The sequence below is a fragment of the Pseudovibrio sp. Ad26 genome, assembly GCF_001623285.1.
GTDB classification, from domain to species: Bacteria; Pseudomonadota; Alphaproteobacteria; order Rhizobiales; family Stappiaceae; genus Pseudovibrio; species Pseudovibrio ascidiaceicola.
The window spans coordinates 269,851-288,656 of record NZ_LMCE01000094.1; the positions used below are offsets into that span (position 1 = coordinate 269,851).

At 54.5% G+C, this 18,806-nt stretch carries 23 protein-coding genes; all 23 read right to left on the minus strand.

What is annotated here, in order from left to right; translation table 11 throughout:
• Window positions 1-60: 60 nt before the first annotated feature.
• The gene (locus tag PsAD26_RS20950) at window positions 61-492 is read right to left on the minus strand and encodes an RT0821/Lpp0805 family surface protein (protein WP_208860523.1); all 432 of its coding nucleotides are present in this window, start codon (window positions 490-492) and stop codon (window positions 61-63) included.
• Between the two features lie 224 nt (window positions 493-716).
• Complete coding sequence (locus PsAD26_RS20955; RefSeq protein ID WP_063311964.1) at window positions 717-2,138, minus strand: ATP-binding protein; 1,422 nt, start codon at window positions 2,136-2,138, stop codon at window positions 717-719.
• A complete protein-coding gene (locus PsAD26_RS20960; protein ID WP_057465896.1) occupies window positions 2,131-2,796 on the minus strand; it encodes a response regulator transcription factor in 666 nt (221 codons plus the stop codon). Before PsAD26_RS20960 ends, PsAD26_RS20955 begins: the two co-directional genes overlap by 8 nt.
• Before the next feature lie 107 nt (window positions 2,797-2,903).
• Window positions 2,904-3,197, minus strand: coding sequence for a hypothetical protein (locus PsAD26_RS20965; protein WP_208985787.1), 294 nt, complete (start codon window positions 3,195-3,197; stop codon window positions 2,904-2,906).
• A 137-nt stretch (window positions 3,198-3,334) separates the two neighbouring features.
• Window positions 3,335-7,213: a glycoside hydrolase TIM-barrel-like domain-containing protein gene (locus PsAD26_RS20970; RefSeq protein ID WP_063311966.1), complete on the minus strand. Its 3,879-nt coding sequence runs from the start codon at window positions 7,211-7,213 to the stop codon at window positions 3,335-3,337.
• Between the two features lie 18 nt (window positions 7,214-7,231).
• A complete protein-coding gene (locus PsAD26_RS20975; RefSeq protein ID WP_063311967.1) occupies window positions 7,232-7,672 on the minus strand; it encodes a peptidase P60 in 441 nt (146 codons plus the stop codon).
• 2 nt (window positions 7,673-7,674) lie between these two features.
• On the minus strand, window positions 7,675-8,562 hold the full coding sequence (locus PsAD26_RS20980; RefSeq protein WP_063311968.1) for a DUF2163 domain-containing protein: 888 nt from the start codon (window positions 8,560-8,562) through the stop codon (window positions 7,675-7,677).
• A 22-nt stretch (window positions 8,563-8,584) separates the two neighbouring features.
• Window positions 8,585-9,229, minus strand: coding sequence for a DUF2460 domain-containing protein (locus tag PsAD26_RS20985; RefSeq protein ID WP_082831095.1), 645 nt, complete (start codon window positions 9,227-9,229; stop codon window positions 8,585-8,587).
• Window positions 9,230-9,439: 210 nt separating this feature from the next.
• Window positions 9,440-9,985, minus strand: a complete 546-nt coding sequence (locus tag PsAD26_RS20990) for a phage tail tape measure protein (protein ID WP_063311969.1) — start codon at window positions 9,983-9,985, stop codon at window positions 9,440-9,442.
• Entirely contained in the window at window positions 9,982-10,209 is a 228-nt protein-coding gene (locus PsAD26_RS20995) for a phage tail assembly chaperone (RefSeq protein ID WP_063311970.1), read from the minus strand. Before PsAD26_RS20995 ends, PsAD26_RS20990 begins: the two co-directional genes overlap by 4 nt.
• Window positions 10,206-10,556, minus strand: a complete 351-nt coding sequence (locus PsAD26_RS21000; RefSeq protein ID WP_063311971.1) for a gene transfer agent family protein — start codon at window positions 10,554-10,556, stop codon at window positions 10,206-10,208. The genes PsAD26_RS20995 and PsAD26_RS21000 overlap by 4 nt, the downstream gene beginning before the upstream one ends.
• Before the next feature lie 10 nt (window positions 10,557-10,566).
• Entirely contained in the window at window positions 10,567-10,983 is a 417-nt protein-coding gene (locus PsAD26_RS21005) for a phage major tail protein, TP901-1 family (RefSeq protein ID WP_063311972.1), read from the minus strand.
• A 24-nt stretch (window positions 10,984-11,007) separates the two neighbouring features.
• A complete protein-coding gene (locus PsAD26_RS21010) occupies window positions 11,008-11,418 on the minus strand; it encodes a DUF3168 domain-containing protein (protein ID WP_063311973.1) in 411 nt (136 codons plus the stop codon).
• Entirely contained in the window at window positions 11,402-11,740 is a 339-nt protein-coding gene (locus tag PsAD26_RS21015) for a phage head closure protein (protein WP_063311974.1), read from the minus strand. The genes PsAD26_RS21010 and PsAD26_RS21015 overlap by 17 nt, the downstream gene beginning before the upstream one ends.
• Entirely contained in the window at window positions 11,737-12,309 is a 573-nt protein-coding gene (locus PsAD26_RS21020) for a phage head-tail connector protein (RefSeq protein WP_193758325.1), read from the minus strand. Before PsAD26_RS21020 ends, PsAD26_RS21015 begins: the two co-directional genes overlap by 4 nt.
• A gap of 32 nt (window positions 12,310-12,341) precedes the next feature.
• Window positions 12,342-13,673, minus strand: a complete 1,332-nt coding sequence (locus tag PsAD26_RS21025) for a phage major capsid protein (protein WP_084403758.1) — start codon at window positions 13,671-13,673, stop codon at window positions 12,342-12,344.
• Window positions 13,674-13,756: 83 nt separating this feature from the next.
• Window positions 13,757-14,182: an HK97 family phage prohead protease gene (locus PsAD26_RS21030; protein WP_063296280.1), complete on the minus strand. Its 426-nt coding sequence runs from the start codon at window positions 14,180-14,182 to the stop codon at window positions 13,757-13,759.
• A 25-nt stretch (window positions 14,183-14,207) separates the two neighbouring features.
• Window positions 14,208-14,387 carry a hypothetical protein gene (locus PsAD26_RS21035; protein ID WP_057465885.1) on the minus strand — a complete coding sequence of 60 codons (180 nt, stop codon included), beginning with the start codon at window positions 14,385-14,387 and terminating at the stop codon, window positions 14,208-14,210.
• Window positions 14,388-14,438: 51 nt separating this feature from the next.
• Window positions 14,439-14,627, minus strand: a complete 189-nt coding sequence (locus PsAD26_RS21040; RefSeq protein WP_057465884.1) for a hypothetical protein — start codon at window positions 14,625-14,627, stop codon at window positions 14,439-14,441.
• Window positions 14,620-15,798, minus strand: coding sequence for a phage portal protein (locus PsAD26_RS21045; protein ID WP_063311976.1), 1,179 nt, complete (start codon window positions 15,796-15,798; stop codon window positions 14,620-14,622). The genes PsAD26_RS21040 and PsAD26_RS21045 overlap by 8 nt, the downstream gene beginning before the upstream one ends.
• A gap of 218 nt (window positions 15,799-16,016) precedes the next feature.
• Entirely contained in the window at window positions 16,017-17,348 is a 1,332-nt protein-coding gene (locus tag PsAD26_RS21050) for a terminase family protein (RefSeq protein WP_193758326.1), read from the minus strand.
• The gene (locus tag PsAD26_RS21055) at window positions 17,281-17,793 is read right to left on the minus strand and encodes a hypothetical protein (RefSeq protein ID WP_063311978.1); all 513 of its coding nucleotides are present in this window, start codon (window positions 17,791-17,793) and stop codon (window positions 17,281-17,283) included. The genes PsAD26_RS21050 and PsAD26_RS21055 overlap by 68 nt, the downstream gene beginning before the upstream one ends.
• 457 nt (window positions 17,794-18,250) lie before the next feature.
• Window positions 18,251-18,745, minus strand: coding sequence for a YcgN family cysteine cluster protein (locus PsAD26_RS21060; RefSeq protein ID WP_208985788.1), 495 nt, complete (start codon window positions 18,743-18,745; stop codon window positions 18,251-18,253).
• Window positions 18,746-18,806 lie beyond the last annotated feature (61 nt).

Genomic DNA, 18,806 nt, shown 5'->3' on the forward strand with positions numbered 1-18,806 from the left:
TTCCGCATGCGAAAGATGCGTTTCCTTCAGTAAAAACTGCTTATAACAAGGGATTTCAGGTTAGTTCAACGCTGCCCAGCGCTCACCGTCCTTGCATGCCGCGCCTTTGATCACCTGAGTTTTCTCATCATACGCGATGGTATGCTGGAAATCACGGCAGCGACGATCATTCACGTAATAAACGGGACCAGACTTAGCTGTGCCTTGTGCGCCAGAGAATCGGTTGCGCCAGACAACTTTGTTGCCTGCATCAGACGCATTCAACGCTTTGCTCTGTGCTTTATAGACAGTGTCGAGATCACCGCTTCTGAGCAGCTGCTTCAACTCACCTTCTGTGGCGCTGTCGATTGCTGCCTGGGCGGCCGCGTTTTGCTCACTGTCAGAAGACCAGAAACCGAAAATCGATGAGGAGGACGCATCGGTTTGAGCACTGGTGACATGATCAGATGTCGCACAGCTGGCTAAACCGCCAACAACGACAGGTAAGACCATCAGTTTTTTCCAGTTTCGCACCAACATGCATCCTCTTTGTCGCTTCTGCGACTTATCCGTTTTCCGGAAAGGCACTTTCGTCCCTTCCAAGGTCTTCCAGTAAGGCCTCAAACCAAAGCAGCGTCATTAGCTTGAAAACGCTTTCGTGGAGCAACCCCTTAAAACACAGTTACACTTACTATCAGTACTGTTTGAAACAGATGCAACCCCTGCCCCAAAACAGATCAGATTGTCAGAGACGGCAAGATCACCGTTGCCTTCAATCCACCTAACTCGCTGTCGCCAAGTTCAAATGAACCACCGTAAATACCTGCAATGTCAACAATTATGGATAAACCTAAACCCGTTCCGGGGACAGTTTCATCCAATCTTTGCCCTCTGCGCAGTGCACGTTTTTTCTCTTCAGCACCCAGTCCAGGACCATCGTCTTCCACGATCAGAGCGATGAGTGACGCAGAGGAATTGTTGTTTTTCAGCGTCACTGACACTTTTTTATCACACCATTTGCAGGCGTTATCCAACAAGTTCCCAAGGATTTCTTCCAGATCTTGTTGTTCCCCACGGAACAACAGAGTCTCATCCATATCAACCGTGATCTCTGGTTCTTTGTCGCGATGGATTTTTTCCATAGCGCGCGCCATGCGCGACACGACAGGAGCAGCCTCACATGACACTCCGATCACCCGGCGCTGAGCCGCCATTCGTGCTTTTTCCAGATAGTGCTGAACTTGCCCTCTCATAAGATCCGCTTGCTCCGAAACCTTCAGGGCGAGCGGTTCATCTGAACTTCTAGCCTCGTTGGTAATAACAGACAGAGGCGTTTTCAGGGCATGAGCAAGATTTCCCACCTGAGTTCTGGAGTGTTCCACTACTTCTCTGTTTGAGTGGATAAGAGCATTGAGTTCAACAGCAAGCGGTTTCAGCTCCTTGGGCAGATCTTCCTGAACTTCTTCCTCTTTTCCCTGACGAACGCGACCAAGACTCTCCTGAAGTTCAGTTAGCGGACGTAAACCAAAGCGCACCTGCAAGAAGATGGCAGCGACAAGGCCAAGCCCAAGAACACCAAGTGTGATCGCCGCTTGCCATGCAAAGGATGCCGTACTCTCGCCCAGCTCGCGGGTGCTTCCTGCGACTGCTATTGTCACCGGCTGAAGTCCACCGAACTGGATGCGTTTTTGCAGCAGACGCAGATCCCGACCAGCTGGACCAGTAACGTTTTGCTTGAGTTCCAGTTCGCCCTTCATGTTTTGCAGGCGTAGCGTGTCACCAAAAAGAGATTCGCTTTCAAACAGAACTTTGCCACCGCGTTGCACGGTCCAGTACCAACCCGACAGCGGCATGTTGAACCGTGGGTCACCAATACGTCGTAGTGCAGGGTTTTGCTGGTCGCCTTCCGCAGCAAGCGCACTGACAATTGCTGTCATATGCACTTCAAGGCGTTCATCCAGTGCCTTTTCACCAGCTTCGCGAAACAGAGCAACAAGAATGGCACCAGCGACCACCAAGCTGACAAGAGCCCACAGGCCCGCAACAAAAATCAGACGCCATGCCAATGACGCCTGTTGTTTCTTGCGAATGAACCTGATGGGGTTCCAACTAAGGAGCCCTTGCAGGTCGTTGGTATCTGAGCTGTTCTGATCAGGCATTTTCTTCCTGTAGCCTGTAACCCAATCCACGTACGGTTTCGATCAATGAACTACCAAACTTCTTGCGCAGTCGTCCTACAAACACCTCAATCGTATTGGAGTCGCGGTCAAAGTCCTGATCATACAGATGCTCAACCAGCTCAGTTCTGGAGATTACACGGCCTTTGTGGTGCATGAGATAAGACAGCAGACGGAACTCGTGAGAGGTGAGTTTTACGGACATGCCGTTTTTCGTCACTTTGCCTGCTTTGGTGTCCAGAACAATGTCGCCAATGGAGATCTCGTTTGAGGCCAGACCAGCCGCGCGACGGACCAGTGCCCTCACCCGTGCCAGCACTTCTTCCATATGGAACGGCTTTGCAACGTAATCATCTGCACCAGCATCAATGCCAGCGACCTTATCGCTCCAACGGTCGCGCGCTGTCAGGATGAGGACCGGCATGGAATGACCGTCTCTGCGCCAGCGCTCCAGCACACTGAGACCATCCATTTGCGGCAGGCCAAGATCCAGAATGACAGCGTCATAGGGTTCAGTATCGCCGAGGAAATGGCCTTCTTCACCGTCGTATGCTTTGTCGACAACGTAGCCTGCGTCTTCCAACGCTTCAGACAGTTGCCTGTTCAAATCGCGATCATCTTCAACGATCAACATTCGCATAAGATCTACCCCACACCAACACTCAGGCTTTTGTTGCCTAATATCGCTTTTAAAATTCGTTCAAATTCAGGCAGAAAAATCTCTATCCAGAGTTCTTCTCAGCTCGGTTACAACCGGCGCCCTGTTCGTGCATCCAGCGTCACTTGAGAGACGTTGCCGTTGTTGAGTACGGAAAGCACATAGACCAATCTCCCTCCTTGCTGACAGAGCTTAGCTGAGAGTATCTGCCCATTGACCCGCAGCGAGCCCAGAGGCCGCGCCTGACCGCTGGCGACAGCCTGCCTTGTCTGACTGGAGGACAAACACGCGGCCTGCGCAGGTGCCGACCATGTAAAAACCGTTGCTGCCAAAGCCAGTGCCATCAATGAGCGAAAAAAGAGGTTGTGGAATTGGTGTCTCATAGGGCGTCTTCTAACTGGCACTGGCTGAACCTCACATGAACGAGGTGTTATTTATTTCAAAACAAAGACCTAGCAGATTCTCTGGGGTCTGTGATGTTTCTTGGCTTGGTTTGCAAATAATCCGGTAAAAGCAATTGTTAAAGTGTTACGCTCACCAAGCAATCTGAAGTTGTCCCCAAACCGAATTTCGTTGAGTTTTGAGCAACTTCACACGTCAGAAGATGCTGACCTGCTTCAAGGAGCGATTGTAACTCGGTATGCGGGATTATCAGGCTTTCCTGTGTCGGCTCGTATTCACGCAGAACAGTTCGTTCATTTTCGCTCCCATCCTGACGATAAAGCGTGACCGAAAACTGAAGTTTATCCTCTTGGAGGGGAATATCTGGAATTGCCCAGCTGTCCGCCTCCCATCTAGCTCTGCGAATCCATTTAAGTTCTAAATCCCCATTATCTGTTTGGCTTGCTTTTAGATGAGCGGGTGCGAATGGTTTTAGTGAGCTTTGTTTTCCAGCATGGCTTGTGTTCTCTGCCCATTTAAAGCCCAGAGGCTTTCCAGCTGGTACTATCCGATATGAGAGGGCAACATCTACTTTGTCACTGGTCCATGGCAGTTTCAGCAGGGATTGATCTAACAGGATGAACTCAGCGTTCTCAGCGCTCGACGAAGCAACCAGATGCTCCGTCCCCAATTGCCCTCTGAGTAACTGCGTGAGTTTGTAAGTCATGGGGGCGATCAGTTCAGCCTTGCAGAACTGTATCACCTCCCACTCCTCATTCTTGCGAACGGCACAGGCATTTGCGCCTGAGAGCACATCGAGCAGCTTTCGGCTTTGTAGCTGGCCTCCATAGAGTTTTACGGTGATATGGGAGGCCAGACCCCAGCGCCAAAGTGGGCCAGAGATGAGAGGCTCTTGCAACATGCCCATGGTGGCTGGTTCCGTCACCTGCAATAGCGGCGTGAACTCTTCACCTGAGCTGGAAGCATAGAGCTGATAGGCACTCGGCCAGTTTGAATTGTAGACAGCGATGACCGGGCTTCCGTCGTCCGCTCCCTCACCGTGAAACCTTGGCAGATCCAAGATACTGACAACCGGCGGACCTGAGGTGGTGTCGTTGAAAGATCGCTGTGATGATCCATCCGTGACTGCTGCAGCTATATTAGGGTATCCGTTGAGCCGTATGGCCTGAACGTCCAGATGAGCACCAGATGAGATCTGATCAATCCGGCACTGAAAGGACGTCGTGTCATCACCCAAAAGCTCGCCGGGAAGTTCCAGTATATCCCCCGGTCTCAGGTCGATTTTGCTCAGAGCAAGTCTGAACTGAAGAGTCTCCCTATCCAGCCATAAGCCCTGGTGCATTTTTTGAACCAGTTTTTGGGCAGAGGGGAGCGAGGCTGTGATGGAGAGTTGAATGCTGGACGTGCGCCGATCCATGCCCTCCAGACGGCGAGAAGAGACAACAAGAGCCTCATAATTGTTATTGGGGTCCATACTTCGCAGTCGGAGTTCTGCTGGCAAATCACTGCCATCATTGCGGCTGATAGAGATGTAGCCTTCCTCCTCTTTAGCTTCCAACAGGTCAGCAAGGCTCAGTTTCCCATTGGGGTTGGCCTTGGCGTATTTGGGGAGGATGGCCAGATGGGTTCCACGATCAACGGCGATGCCTCCAGCGAGTTGCAGGATGGGAGAGAGCGCAGAACGCAAGGACGTTGGGCCTGTCACGATCAGGCCTTCGAGGGTTTCGCCCAGTTCAGCGATCTCTGTCAGCTCTTGTGTGTGTCCAAAATCATCACGCATGGCACGGATGAGGCCTGAGAGAGAGGTTGCACCGAGACGACCTGTCAGCCAATGGCCGAGCTGCCAGTTCTGACCATCTGCCCAGACATCAGAATATGTCGGGAACTCGGGGAACGGGCGGGCGTCCCATGTCCAGAGGAAGGAGTTGTCCGCATCGACCATCGTACCTGCGTAGGCACTTGAGGCTGGATTGTCGCCTTGCGGCCAGTCCGGATGGTCTGTTCCCCAATAACTGAGGCTTGCTTCCAATGCACGACGCTGGACAAGGTCATCCTGTTGCCCGCTGGAGAAGTGCGGCAATGCGCTTTCGGCAGATTTAGGATCCACGAAGACATTGGGCTGGTTCGTTCCTTTATCGACAGCAGGAAAGCCGAGCTCGGTGAACCAGATGGGTTTGGATTGTGGCACCCAGGGGGTTGGCGTGTTTTGTTCAGCACTTGCAACACGTTCAAAATGTTGGTTCTGCCACCAGTTCTTAAGGTCTTTTTGCCGGAACACCCACGGCTTGTTGTAGGCTCCGTCTGTAATCGGGCTGCGGGTTTTCTCAGCTCGGTCTGTGTCATTGGCATAATACCAGTCGTAATATTCGCCGGAGGCTACTCCCTCCCGCAGTTCCTTGAGGTTGTAGGCTGTTTGCGGGTCATCGTTCTGACGCAAGTCCGATAGTGGCAGGTAGTTATCGATGCCGACAAAATTGATGTCAGCATGCGCCCAGAGTGGGTCCAGAGGAAAGCGCAGGTCACCGGATTGAGGGCTGTGGCCCGCATATTCGCTCCAGTCGGCTGCGTAGGAAAGTTTGGTCTGGTCGCCGACAATCTGACTGACCTCTGAGACTAGTGTTTTCAGGTGATCAACGAAAGGAAACGCGTTGCCGCCCGCCCAACATTGGGTGAGACCGCGCATTTCTGAGCCGATGAGAAACGCTTCCACACTACCGGCCTCTTTTACCAAATTGGCATAGTGCAGGATGAAACGGCGGAACCGCCAGTCACTGTCTGAGCCGACAAAAGCGTCTATCTGAGGCGTAACTGCGCTGGTTCCCTGCTGCGTTCCGGGTTGTCCTGCTGCGATGTCAGAGGTGATGCGTCCGCGCCAGGGGAAGCTGGACTGCTTGGTTGCGCCATATGGGTCGGGCAACTGATTGTCATCGGGGATGTCCATCATCACGAACGGGTAGAACATGACAGCAAGGCCACGACGCTTCAGTTCCTTGATGGCTTCTGTGACGGAAGCATCGGAGGGCGTGCCACCATAAGCAGGTCTGTCATTGATGCGGGAGACCTCCTGCGCTTCAGCGCGGGTCAGGCCTGCAACGCTCCAGTTCTCAGGTAAGTGCTTTGTGGTCTGGTAGGTCACTTTGGGCTGAATGGTGCACTGGGAAGCGCGTAGGTCATCGCCAAACCAGGCGACGACAAGTGCAACGCTTTTCAGGTTGGGGCAGAGGGTCTGAAGCTCATCCAAAGAACGGACCAGATCGGTTTCCCCGCCCTTACCATGGCGGTTGACGCTCCGGGTGTTGCCGGGCGCAAGTTCCTCAATGACTTCCTGCGGGTGATAGGCAAACTCTCCGGCTCCAGGGATAAGCGTGACAGCTTTGATCTGCTGTTCCAGCGGTTCAATGGAGCGGAGTACTTCGAAGGCGAGTTGGGGGATGCGGTTGCCGAACTCTGCCAGAGGCAAGCGCTCAAATACTACGTATGCGGTGCCTTTATAGGCTGGCGCAGTGCCTTGCTTGGCTTCAATCAGTGGGTCGGGTTGTTGATCTTCTGCCCCCAGATACACCCTCATATTGATCGCGCTGGAGTCCAACTCCTTACCGTTGGCCCAGATACGGCGTACCGCTGTGATGGGGCCCTCGGACAGCGCAACTGCGAAGTTGGCAAAGTAGCTGTGGCTGGTGATTGTGGTCGAAGAGCCCGTGGCTTTTCCGCCCTGCTTTTCTTCGGAGACGACCTCTTCCAGCCGCGTGGCCCAGATGATGTTGCCGGTGACACGCACGCGGCCATAGACAAAGGGCAATGACGCCCCTTCAGCAGCAGTCTGTAATTGCAGGTCACCTAACTTACCGACGGAGAGTTCTCTGTTTTCACCGAAGATTTGCTGGTCGATCCATGCTCCACCCAGAGCGCCCAATGTTTGCCCTATGATAGCGCCCATGGGACCGCCAAGTGCACCGCCAACGGCTGCACCAGCGCTTGAAAGCACCATTGTTGCCATGGTCCTGTCCTTTCCAGATCACTCACTTGAGAAGAATGAAAAACGCCCTGCAATCTTGTTGCGCCACATGGGCACCAGCGGGCTTTCAACCACTCCCACAGCCTCATAGGCATGGATGAAGCGGTCTTTGCTTGTCATGAAGCCGAGGTGTTTGCAGGGAACCTGCGGCGCCCAGCGAAACAGGATGACCTCCGCTGGTTTGGGCTTTTGCAAAGGTCCTTGCATCTCATGCAAATATTGATGCGCGGCATTGAGCAGTTGGTCCTCCCCCTTCAGCTCTGCCCATTCTGGTGCGTAACTGGTGGGAACGGGCGGCTCGGTGTGATGCAAAAAGCGGTAGAGGCCGCGGATAAAACCGAGGCAATCGCAGCCTGCGCCTTTGGTCGTTGTCTGATGCTGGTAAGGCGTTCCAACCCAGCTGTGCGCTTCCCTTAGGAGGGTGTGGGGAGATTGCTGCATGATTACCCCACCAATTTCTCGCCGTTGTTGGCCGCTGATTGGCTTTCAGGTCCGGCAAGGATGAAGTCGTTGCCAGGCATATGAGGAAAGCCTCGGAAGTTTCCTGTGTTTTGGAACTTAGTCTGGCAGCTGCCCCAACCTTTATCGCAGCCTGCGGAAACGGATGCAGATACCGGATAGGTTTGCTCCAATAACAAGGGTGCCCAGAGCGTGAGCTTGTGCTTGCCTTGCTCTATGAGGTGACTGGCTATGCGCAGGGGTTGATTGGCGTAGGGGCCGGACAGAAAGGTGAGTTTGCCGAAGGACCACCAGTTTGTGCTGATATCGGTATTGCCTTGGATGATCAGCCGATTGCCGTCTTCTTTGCCTATGATACTCACCTGTCTCGAATAGGTGGCTGTGTTCAGCTCGATCCCGCATTTGGCATCTCCCAGATCCGCATGGCATTGGTGGGAGAGTTGTCGGCCTTTGGGCTCGGAAAGTTTGGCGGCCAATGAGCGGAACTCAGCACGGAACACATCGGCATCTCTTGTGATTTCGCCAAGAGAGCCGCGCCGGAGCAACTGGTGTTGTTCTGGATTTTGCCAGTTGACCAGATAGACCTCGACCTCAGCATTGTCCCAAAGGCCCGCACTCAACTCCTTTTCGCTCAAGCTGTCGGAAGAAAGGAAGCCCAGCGCTTCTTCCTGTCCGGTCTGAAAATCGGATTGAGCCATGGTCTGCGTGCCATCCAACCCGATGCCGGGCTCATAGGATTTGCCAAGCAATGTAATGGGGTGGTCGTGGGTGGTGAAACCTAGGCTGAGGCCAGATGGGGCGATTAAGCGCCAGCAATAGGCCACGCTTGTGCCCTCACCGGTCAGGTGTTCTTTCAAAGCAGCATTGAACATGGGTTTACTCGCGGAGTTGGTTTCAGATGAGAAGTTCGACGAGTGGGATGGACGGCACCTGCCCTGCCTCGAAGTGTAGGAGGTTGATTTCCAGTTGGTCGCTTTCAAAGCGTGTGGGCGTGTCGAACAGGAAGCCCGCCGTGATCGCCTGATCATTTGAGGGAATGTGGCCTGCTTGAAATTCCAGGATGCCTGTTAACGGATCGAGCAGCACATCGCTGCCGACGGTTTTCAGTTGACCAGCGACTGCAACAGACACGGTTCCGGCCACTGGTTTCGTGATCCTACGCTGCCAGGTGACGCTTGCAGCACCCACTTGCTTGATGAGCTGGAACGTCGTTGTTGTCCCGTCGCCTGTTCCGATTGCGACATCGGTTGCAGATGGAGTTGCATCAAAACTGCAGGATTTATGGTCCATGGGGTCACGAAACCGGAATCCGCAGAGGCGACCACCCACTTTTTCGAAGAAGGAGAGTACTCGTTGCAGGTCTGCTGAGCTGCGCAATCCGGTCCCCACATCAAAATGCCGTCGCGTTCCCTTCCAGATGGCGTTTCGGGTTTCGGCGCCATTGAGTAACCTTGTGACCTGACTGCGTTTTTCTACTCTGACAGAAGCCCCTAGGGAAATTCCAAGTGGGAATGATTCATCAACAAAACATGGTTGCATTTCACCCTCCGGTTTGACTTGGCTCAAGGCTGGGCGCCCGCGAAGCATCTAATAGATTTGATATGGGAAAGTTGTCTGCGTGATTTGCGTAGACCCGTTGTCGATGCTCCTCCCTCTTTGCAAAGCAACGGATTTTTCCAAAAAGTTTGCTACCACCGTCCGGTAGCAAAGCCACGTCGGTCCTTGAGTCCCTCCTCTTCAATGCCGACGTCATAGCCCGCGTCGCCCCCGTCCGGTGGCGCGGGCCATTATCATCGCAACCTGCCCCTGAGATCTTTCAAAGCTGCGCACATCCTGTGTCGCCACATTTATTGTGACGCTGGGCTGCGTGTTGCCCGCATTCATCGCAACGCCGAGACGACCGTCACTACTGCGCTGCAGGGGGAGGATTGCCTCTGCCCCCGCCTCTCCCATCACCCCCAAGCCTGTATTGCCCGCCGCAAACATGGTTGGACTGGAAACCACACCACCTTTTGCAAAGGGCGTTACGCCTGCCACATTGCCGATGGCTGATGAAATTCCGGCAGAAAGCAGGTTTTCAAGCGGCTTTAAGGCACTGTTGAGAGCAGAACTGGACATGTTGAGCGCGACTTGTGAGAGGATCGATTGCAGGTCTTTGCCAGAAGTGACTGCGCTTTGCAGACCTTTGCCGAGCTCTGAAGAGAACTCTTTGGCAAGGATGTTGACCTCCTGCATGGTTGTTTCCAGCTCGCGTGCATCTTCTACATTCAGCGGTTCATTAAAACTATCTGTCATGGTGTTTGTTGATCCTCATTGTCTGGAAATTGGGACACCAGCTCCTCCAGTACGCCCCGCGTGATTGTGCGTGCATTGCGGTTTCCCGGCGGGATGAAGGCCATTTCCAGCTCAACCAGTGTTGATTGCCAAAAGGTGTTTGGTGACCAGCCAAGCTCCCGGCAGGCTTTGTGCATCAGGTCATGCCAGGGCACCGGTTGGTTTTCAGATTGCTCATGCTTCACGATTGAGACTGCTGAGATGGAGAGAACGTGGCGACCAGGAGCTCACCTGCCAGCTTGGCAAGGGCTGCAACGCCGCCTTCATGGGAGAGTTCTGCGACTTCTTCGTTCTCAATGATCAATCCCCCACCGCGAAGGCCTGCACCGAGCACTTTGATGATGTCGGCAGCACTCAGCTGGCCAGAGGAAAACCGCTCGGTCAGCTGCTGCAATGTGTTGCAGCTGAGCGCGTCTTCCAGCTCAGCCAGAGCCCCAAGTGTAAGCACCAATATGTGCTTTTGACCGCCGAGGTCCGCGAGGACTTCACCGCGCCTGCGATTAACGCCCCGGTCATAGGTTTTTGATGGCATCGTATGCTCCTCAAGTTAGCGGGGTGAACGTGAGAGCACCGGCAGATTCCAATGAAATCTCGAAGGTCACTTCGGATCTGTAATCACCAGAGTACTCCAGTGCAGAAAGGTGGAATGGGCCTTCCAGCGTTCCAAAGCCCGGCAGAATGACCTGCCAACTACGAAGTTCTCCGGCAAAGAAGGCCGTGCGAACTTTTTCTGCAGATGCTTTGTCGCGAAACAGGCCACTGCCAGAGAGTGAGGCGTGGCGGGTGGAAGCCCCTGCCAGCAGCTCCCGCCAGCGGCCTGTGCTTTCTGCATCGGTGATATCGATGGGCGTGGCATTTAGGGCGAGGCGTCTTGAGCGCAAGCCTGCCACGCTTTCAAAGGTGCCATCCCCCACTGTGTCCAGTTTCAACAACAGGTCTTTTCCGGCCTGAGCGACCATTTGTTTTCCTCTCAAAGATTGGTGTTAAGCGGTCTGTTGCAGCAGGACAGAGAACTTGATGCGCCCGTACCATGTGCGGCCATCACTCAGGCGGCGACAGCTGGTTTCGGTCATGGTCAAGCCTGCTGCCTCGGTTCCAGCGGATGACGTGACACCGGCTTCCAGCAGTTCGTTGAAGATCTGTAGGATTTCCTGGGTTTGAGCCCGATCTGCATGGCGCGAGTAGATGCCGATGGAGCCAGTGAGCCTGCCACCATCGTCCAGATGACCTGTCAGCAATTGAGTGGTGACGGCTTCCAGCGTTGCATAGGGTAGTGCTGCCCCCCTTGGCACGCCGTCGAACACCCGCTTGGGATCTCCCAGATACGGTGTCAGGGAGGCCTTGGCGTGGATTGCCTGAAACAGGGCTTTGCGGAATTCAAGTTCCCCCATCATCACCCTCCTCCTGCTCGCAAAGGATCTGCATGAAGGGCGCCTGTTCTGAGTGCGGGAGAACTGCTTTTACTCTGAGGCTCTGTCCATCCCGCTCCACCCGCCAGCCCTCCGCCACATCTGTGCGGCGGCGGAGGGTGAGCGTGAGCGGGTAAGCGCTGGCAATGCGGCCTGCCACGGTACTCTGTGAGCCAGTGGATGCCTCTACCAGCCCCCAGACCATGGCGATTTGCTGGTAACTCCTTGTGACAGAGCCATCCGTGCCATTGGTGATCTTTGGACTGAGTAACAGCAGGGGGTCGTTGAGTGTGCCTGCTGCTCTCATATCCTGAGCACCTTGTAAGGGGAGAGCGCAGCCTCGAAACCGTGGGGCATGAGGCCTGTGAGGCGGTCTTCTTCCAGCATGGTGCGGCGCTCGTACCAGAAGCCGACCAGCATCAGGATCGCGGTTTGCAGACCTGCGGGAACCGAGGTTGCTGCTGAGCCGTAGCCAGCTTTGAAGTCAACCTCGATGCCGTTGAGGTCTCGCAACGACCCAACCGTGCCTGCCTTGAAGCGCAGGCGGGCGGGATTTCCGGCCAAATCCACCTGATAGTTCGACGCCGACACCAGATGTTGGTTGCCTTCCCTGTCATAGGTGTAGACCTGCAGGATTTGTGCGACCGGCGCGACAGGCAGGCGGATCAGGCGGTCTGGTGAAAGATCATCCAGAAGCAGTCGCCATTCCTGATCTATGAGAGCCCGCCGTGTGAGGATCTCCACCTGTTCCCGCGCGGCTTTGATCAGACGCTCGATCAGATCTTCCTCGTGGGTGTGGGAGACCCTGAGCTGCGCATGCGCCTGGGCAAGCGAAACCGGCTCCAGAGCCGGTGGCACTGTGAGTATAGCCGTCACGGCGGCTCCTCCTCGATTGTTGATGAAGATGATTAGGCGCTGAAGTTCAGCAGTTTGTAGGCATCGAAATCCATGATGCCGCCGCCGACGCGTTTGGTGATGTAAAACAGCACGTTTGGTTTACTGGTGTACGGATCACGCAGAACAGAGATGCCGACACGGTCCACCACCATGTAGCCACGGTGGAAGTCACCAAACGCGATGGCGTATGGATCAGAGCCAGCAGTGATGTCCGGCATGTGTTCAGCTTCCGTGACCGGGAAGCCCATGAGGCTTGGGTCAGCGCCTGCAGCTGCGGGTGGTTGCCAGATGTAGTTGCCCTGCCCGTCTTTCAGCTTGCGGATGGCGGCTTGTGTTCTGCGATTGAAGAGGAAGCGGGCGTTGCGGCGGATGGCGGTTTTGACGCCGTAAATCAGCGAGATCAGCAGATCGCTTCCGTTGGAAGAGGGAAACGCCCCTGCCTGTCCTGTCTTGATGGACCCGATGGAGAGGCCTGTATCATTCAGCGTGCCGTGAATTGTGCCTTTGAGCAGCCCTTGCGGCTGACTGGTGCCGTTGCCATTGAGGAAGGCGGCGGATTCTTTTTCTGCAAAGACGGTTTCCACCTCTTCTGCCAGAATTTCCCCGATATTGACCGCTGCATCGTCCAGCAGGGTTTGGGTGACAGCTGGCAGAGCAGAAAGCTCGAAGATCTTTACCTCCCGCATCTCAAATTTCATTGCGTTTGTGGGCGTGCTGCGGGCATCGGTTTCGCCTTCCCAGTCCGCATCCGGGTTCACCGTCACAACAGGACGGCGGTAGGATGCGCCTGAGATTTTGCGGTTGGACGCAATGGAGCGGATGGGGGACAGAGCTGTGATGCGACGCAGGATGTCCGTTTCCAGCTGCTCCGGCACCAGATACCCACCATCGCCTGCAGTGCCGGAGGACATGGCCTTTTGCTCCAGTGTTTTAAGGCGGGTCTCCTGCCCGTCACGCATGTAGGTCTCAAACGCAGATTTGTGCTCTACCTCAGCTGATGGGCCGCCGGTGGTTTCTGGCGTAGAGCGCGGCAAGCGCTGGGATTTGAGTTGGAGTTCGTTCAGATGACGCAGCTGACCGTCGATGATCTCGTCCAGACGGGCCAGTTTTTCGTCCAGGAGCACATCCGAGCCGGACTTTTGCTCCAGCTCAGCCAAACGCATGTCGTTGGTCTGGGTGTACTCAGAATAAGCGTGGTTCAGCTGGTTAAAGCTGCCAGAGGCCTCCATTCCAGACACAAACTGCCCTGTTGCCGGGCCAGAAAGTGCGGGATGAGCTGATTTTCCTGCAGCTTCCCTTGCGAAGTCTTTGGTCTCTAATGCTGGATTGCATGTGTTTTTCATAGGATTATTTTCCTCGTAAAGCATATAAAAAAACCGCGGCGCCGATTGGAACCACAGATCGTACTTTCAAATAGTCAGGAGCTTCAGGAGACCACAGTCAGCCGTGCTGATGGCAGCAACGGGAACGTGACCAGCGAGATCTCCCAGAGATCTACCGCCAGCACATCCCGTCTGCCGGTTTTGTTGTTGCGCTGGGCGCGGCGGGTTTTGAAGCCGATGGACAGTCCATCCAGAATACCCGTTTGCACCATGGCGATGGCTTGTCGGCCTTGTGTGATGCCCGGATAGAGCAAGCCCTTTACAAAGAGGCCGATGCTGTCCTCCTGAATGTGCAGCCACTTGCCAATGGGGTGGGATGGATCGTGCTGCCAGAGCATTTTTACATCCGTGAGTTTTTGCTTTTGCAGCGTGTTTTGAAATGCACCTTTGCGCATCACATCGCCGCCCTGATCGCTCAGTTCAAACCGGCTGGCGTAGCCCTCAATGGCGATGGGGTGATCTGTGTTCAAATTGATTGCCTCCCTTAGCGAGCTTTCAATTGTTTTTTCTACCGGAGTTTGCTCCCTCCGACTTTGCCGCGCGTCGTTCCACCAATGCTCCGGCGAGTGCCTTGGTGAAGTTGGCGAAGGTCTGTGCGGGGGCTTCATTGCCGCGCTGAGTTGGCTGTTGTTTTTGCTCAACGGGCACGGCTTGTGTTTTGTGATTTTGGGTCAAGGCTTCACCTTCAACCTTTCAAATAATCTCAATAGTTCGAGTGTGCGATTTTCATGGATCCATGCGCAGCAGCTGGTTGAGTTTTTCCAGTTCACTCATGAACTCCTCGAACCTGCGATTGAACCGGATGACTTGCTTAAGTGCCCACAAGAGCAGTGATGTGGAGGTGCCTGCCCAGGCGCTAAGCGCCACATGGGCGAGGTCCCCTTTTGCAGCGAGCGCTGCCAGTAACTCATTCATCTTTGCCCTCCGCCCCATATCCAACGGCGATGCGCTTTTCATCGCGGGAGAGGAAGTCCGCTGCGGTGATGCGATCCCACAGTGCTTTGCGTTCCAGCGCCAGCGCTTCGACAGCATCAAGGTCCAGCTCCAGTGTGACCTGCTCGTCATAGGCTGCAGAGAGCCAATTGGAGAGCTCGGAGAGAACCCGCGCGGCGAGCGGCACGACCGTCAAACGCCAGAAGGCGCGGTTGGCTTCCTGATAATTGGCGTAGGTGTTGTCTCCCGGAATACCGAGCAGCATGGGCGGCACGCCGAAGGCCAGTGCAATTTCGCGAGCGGCGACATTCTTCAGCTCAATGAAGTCCATATCTTTGGGCGACATGCCCATCTGCTTCCAGTCAAGCCCACCTTCCAGCAACATGGGGCGGCCTGCATTCCTCGCCCCTTGATAGGAGCTTTCCAACTCTTCCTTGAGGCGGTGGAACTGGTCGTCCGTCATGTTCATGGCATCGCCTGCGCCATAGACCAGTGCACCGGTTGGACAGGCGGCATTATCGAGCAGAGACTTGTTCCACTCTCCGGCTGCGTTATGAATGTCGAGGGCAATTTGCGCGGCCTCAATGGGCGCGAAGCCGTAGTGGTCGTTGAGCGGGTTGAAGAGCTTGATGTGCAGAACGGGCTGGACCTTGTCACCGGGCGCTTTGCGCAGTTCCACTTTTCTACCTGCCACCTGATACTCGTAGGCCTCCACCCAGCCTGCGTCATCCACCAGCACCTTCATTCGGTCGGGCCTGAGAGCGTGGAGCTCACGCAGTGCGCCTTCCAGCGAGACGGCCTCTACATAGGCATTGCCGGAGACCAGCAGGAAGCCGTAAACCTCTTCCAGAAATGAACACCGTGTTTGCATGGGGGTGGGCTGGTTCAGAAGTTCCATCAGGGGATGGGCTTCCAGCTCTTCATCGCCCACCTTCACAGTGAGGGACACGTTTGCGGCGGCTTCGGAGATGAGGCGTACGCATCTGTAGGCGATAGGATTTCGTAAATACCCTTGGTTTATAAGTGATTCATAGTTGCGCGGGGTCCAGACGGCCCCTTCACCAAACCGCATGAAGGCGACTGATTTTGCCCGCGATGCCTTTTGCTCAGTTGCTGGTGAAAAAACTGAATCAAGAAGTCTGCGTAACCCCATGAGATCAGAGTCCTTTTCGCTCTAACTTAATGTTTTGATTCATGTATTTGAGTGTACAAAAGCTGTTTGCTTTTGGTCTGCCTTGATAAACAGCTTTAACTCATTTTCTCGCGTATCCTTATCCGAAAACCGGTTCCCACTTTTCGGCGATACACGGAGGGCTAATCCTCACAAACAGATTCAAGTTTGCGAGCTAACCCTTCAAATTATTGGTGTTTTTACAGTTTGCGCAAGCGTGGTTTGCCTGCAGGGCGGCGGTTGAGTTCTGTTATGGCCCAGACCAGTGCATCCAGCCGATCTGGTGATCTTCCGTTGCTCAGGCCACCAACCCCAAAGTCGGAGAGCTCATCTTCCAGCTCAGGAAAGACACCGCAATGATGAACGCGCCCCTGCTCGTACAACAGGGCGGCTGGCTCTGCTCTGCGGCGTTTACTTTTGGTTGCGTGGACGGACTTTACCGGCACGCTGGCATCGACACTTTCAATGACCTCACGCACCATCTCGCCACCCTGATTGACCTCTGCCAATAAGCAGTCCGCCTCCAGCTCATGATAGAGTTTGATGGCTTGCTCAGCCCATGCAGCGGGGCGCAGGCCCTGGGCGGTTCTGTCTCGCAAGACATGCAGGTCACCTGCCTCTGTGATACCTGCTGCAACGATGCCACAGGAATCTGCAGTCCGGCCCGATGTGGCCGGCGGGTCCACGGCAACAACAATGCGCTTCAGTTCGGGAGCATCCCGCACCCGGCCCATCTCGAACCATTTGCGGGCGAACAAAGCGTCGTCCCGGTCTTCAATCAGTTCGCCGTCCAGCTCCTGCCTACCGAGCCGTGTGCCGCCATAACGCTCTGTCATTTGTTGCAGAAAAACCTCTGCCAGAAAGGCGGCATTCGCTTTCGTGCCAGCCTTGGTCACTACGGTGCCTTTGTCTTGCAGCAGCAGCTTTAACAGCGGCGTGGATTTGGGCGTTGTGGTCACCAGCTGCTGTGGTTGCACACCAAGACGCAGACCAAACTGTAGCATGTCGAAGGTATCTGTTGCGTTGCTCCACTTACCTGCCTCATCACACCAGGCGGCATCAAACTGGGGGCCGCGCAGAGCCTCAGGGTCTTCTGAAGAAAAGGCCCGAGCGACCGCTCCGTTCGCCCATTCCAAACGGCGGCGTGATGGGTTCCACTGAGGCTTGTGACCTGCCGGGTGGACGGTGAGCAGACCGGAAATGCCCTCGATCATGACCTCCCGCACATCCGCATAGGTTTGCCCGACGAGCGCAATATTGCCAGCCGCCGGACCAGCCCATGCTTCTCCTGCAACCTTGCCCCTGACCCATTCTGCCCCTGCTCTGGTTTTGCCTGCACCGCGTCCGCCCATAAGCAGCCATGTGGTCCAACTTCCATCTGGCGGTCGTTGATGGGCGTGCGCGAACACCTGCCAGTTATATTGAAGATAACTCAGTTCATGTGCATTCAAGGAGGCGACAAAGTCATGAAGTTTGCCCTGCGCCACACAAGCTTTCAATGCGCTGCGAAAGCTGTTGTCGCATCTGGTCATCACTCACCTCTTCTGTGCTGTCCTCACCGTGTGCTTGCTGCAGGTCGATCAACATATCCAGCGTCTTGGCGAGGCTGGTGATGGCTTTTGCCGTAGCATCCATCTCTCCCGCTGCTGATTGCGGATCGCCGCTTAGCTTTTTCAGTTTGGCTTCCAGTGCGCTGACCTGTTTTTCAAAGGCAGCATAAAGACGAGCAATCAAGCGCCTGCGTTCTTCTGGCTGAGAGCTTGCAAGCTCCTGCGCCAGTTCCCACTTCCGCAACCATCCTTCCCGTTTGATCTTGGTGGTGATAGTGCTGCTCGGCAGGCCTGTTTTGCGTGCAATATCCGCAATTGAGATGGCTTCTTCTTCCACCATACGGCGGACGACCTGCCAGACCTCTAATGGCACACGCAGTCGTGCTGCCTGCTCATCCTCCTGTTGGGGCTCTTGCTCCTCCGCCATCGTTCCTCCTGTCGCGAAAGCTGTTTGTGCATCTTGATCCGAAAACCGGTACCCACTTTTCGGCGATACGCTGTAGGCACAAAAAAAGCCGCCCATTGAAACAAGGAGCAGCTGGTCAATTCTCTAAAATGTAGTGCAGATAGAAAGAGTAAGACTGCCTCTGCAGGCACCGTCACACTTTCTCTAGCATGCCAAAACCCTATCAAAACAGCGGTGCGCTGTCAAGATTATATTCCTAAGGAAAGTCGTCCAAAGAGGCATGGACACTTATCCCCGTTTCACGTTAGGATTGAAACTCGTTCAACTTTAAATAAAGAAAGCTGTAAGGCTTTGATGCGACATTCAAAAAAGCGCAGGCCCTGAGGCACTGCGCTGGCTTTACAATTGCTTTGAATTTTGACTTATACCCGCTTCTCTCCTGTGGAGAAGTAATTGAATATAAACATATTTTACAGGATCAGTCTTTGGTGTATTCCTCATCCGGCCAGTCGACGAGATAGTTTTCGAACTCTTCTGGCTCCATTCCATCTTCGCTGATGGTTTTGTCTTGGACTGAGATTCCAGCGTCATGCACGCTTTGCGGATCTTTTGAAACAAGCGGATGCCACCAGTACAGATCCCTGCCCTCACGGATTAGACGATACGCACATGTTGGCGGTAACCATTTCAAAGTTCTTACAGTTTCCGGCGAAAGCTGAACGCAATCGGGCACAGTGTCGAAGCGCTGTTCATAGTTTTTGCACCTACATGTGGTTCCATCCAGCAGAGTGCACGCGACGTTTGTCCAGTAGATTGCGCCTGTGTCCCAATCTTCAAGTTTGTTCAGGCAGCAGCGTCCACATCCATCACAGAGTGACTCCCATTCTTCATGGGTCATCGCATCTAGGGTTTTGGTCTGCCAGAAAGGGCGGTGACTCTCAGAGTTTACGGATACCATTTTTGTCGTTCTCATTGCAAAATTCCGATGGGAATATCGCGAGGATGTCGCTTAGCTAGTTCTTCGGTTTGGTTCA

Bases quoted from the DNA above. Each gene is read 5' to 3' on its own strand.
- PsAD26_RS20950 (WP_208860523.1), bottom strand. From the start codon at position 492: ATGGTCTTACCTGTCGTTGTTGGCGGTTTAGCCAGCTGTGCGACATCT.
- PsAD26_RS20955 (WP_063311964.1), bottom strand. From the start codon at position 2,138: ATGCCTGATCAGAACAGCTCAGATACCAACGACCTGCAAGGGCTCCTT.
- PsAD26_RS20960 (WP_057465896.1), bottom strand. From the start codon at position 2,796: ATGCGAATGTTGATCGTTGAAGATGATCGCGATTTGAACAGGCAACTG.
- PsAD26_RS20965 (WP_208985787.1), bottom strand. From the start codon at position 3,197: ATGAGACACCAATTCCACAACCTCTTTTTTCGCTCATTGATGGCACTG.
- PsAD26_RS20970 (WP_063311966.1), bottom strand. From the start codon at position 7,213: ATGGCAACAATGGTGCTTTCAAGCGCTGGTGCAGCCGTTGGCGGTGCA.
- PsAD26_RS20975 (WP_063311967.1), bottom strand. From the start codon at position 7,672: ATGCAGCAATCTCCCCACACCCTCCTAAGGGAAGCGCACAGCTGGGTT.
- PsAD26_RS20980 (WP_063311968.1), bottom strand. From the start codon at position 8,562: ATGTTCAATGCTGCTTTGAAAGAACACCTGACCGGTGAGGGCACAAGC.
- PsAD26_RS20985 (WP_082831095.1), bottom strand. From the start codon at position 9,229: ATGCAACCATGTTTTGTTGATGAATCATTCCCACTTGGAATTTCCCTA.
- PsAD26_RS20990 (WP_063311969.1), bottom strand. From the start codon at position 9,985: ATGACAGATAGTTTTAATGAACCGCTGAATGTAGAAGATGCACGCGAG.
- PsAD26_RS21000 (WP_063311971.1), bottom strand. From the start codon at position 10,556: ATGCCATCAAAAACCTATGACCGGGGCGTTAATCGCAGGCGCGGTGAA.
- PsAD26_RS21005 (WP_063311972.1), bottom strand. From the start codon at position 10,983: ATGGTCGCTCAGGCCGGAAAAGACCTGTTGTTGAAACTGGACACAGTG.
- PsAD26_RS21010 (WP_063311973.1), bottom strand. From the start codon at position 11,418: ATGATGGGGGAACTTGAATTCCGCAAAGCCCTGTTTCAGGCAATCCAC.
- PsAD26_RS21015 (WP_063311974.1), bottom strand. From the start codon at position 11,740: ATGAGAGCAGCAGGCACACTCAACGACCCCCTGCTGTTACTCAGTCCA.
- PsAD26_RS21025 (WP_084403758.1), bottom strand. From the start codon at position 13,673: ATGAAAAACACATGCAATCCAGCATTAGAGACCAAAGACTTCGCAAGG.
- PsAD26_RS21040 (WP_057465884.1), bottom strand. From the start codon at position 14,627: ATGAATGAGTTACTGGCAGCGCTCGCTGCAAAAGGGGACCTCGCCCAT.
- PsAD26_RS21045 (WP_063311976.1), bottom strand. From the start codon at position 15,798: ATGGGGTTACGCAGACTTCTTGATTCAGTTTTTTCACCAGCAACTGAG.
- PsAD26_RS21050 (WP_193758326.1), bottom strand. From the start codon at position 17,348: ATGACCAGATGCGACAACAGCTTTCGCAGCGCATTGAAAGCTTGTGTG.
- PsAD26_RS21055 (WP_063311978.1), bottom strand. From the start codon at position 17,793: ATGGCGGAGGAGCAAGAGCCCCAACAGGAGGATGAGCAGGCAGCACGA.
- PsAD26_RS21060 (WP_208985788.1), bottom strand. From the start codon at position 18,745: ATGAGAACGACAAAAATGGTATCCGTAAACTCTGAGAGTCACCGCCCT.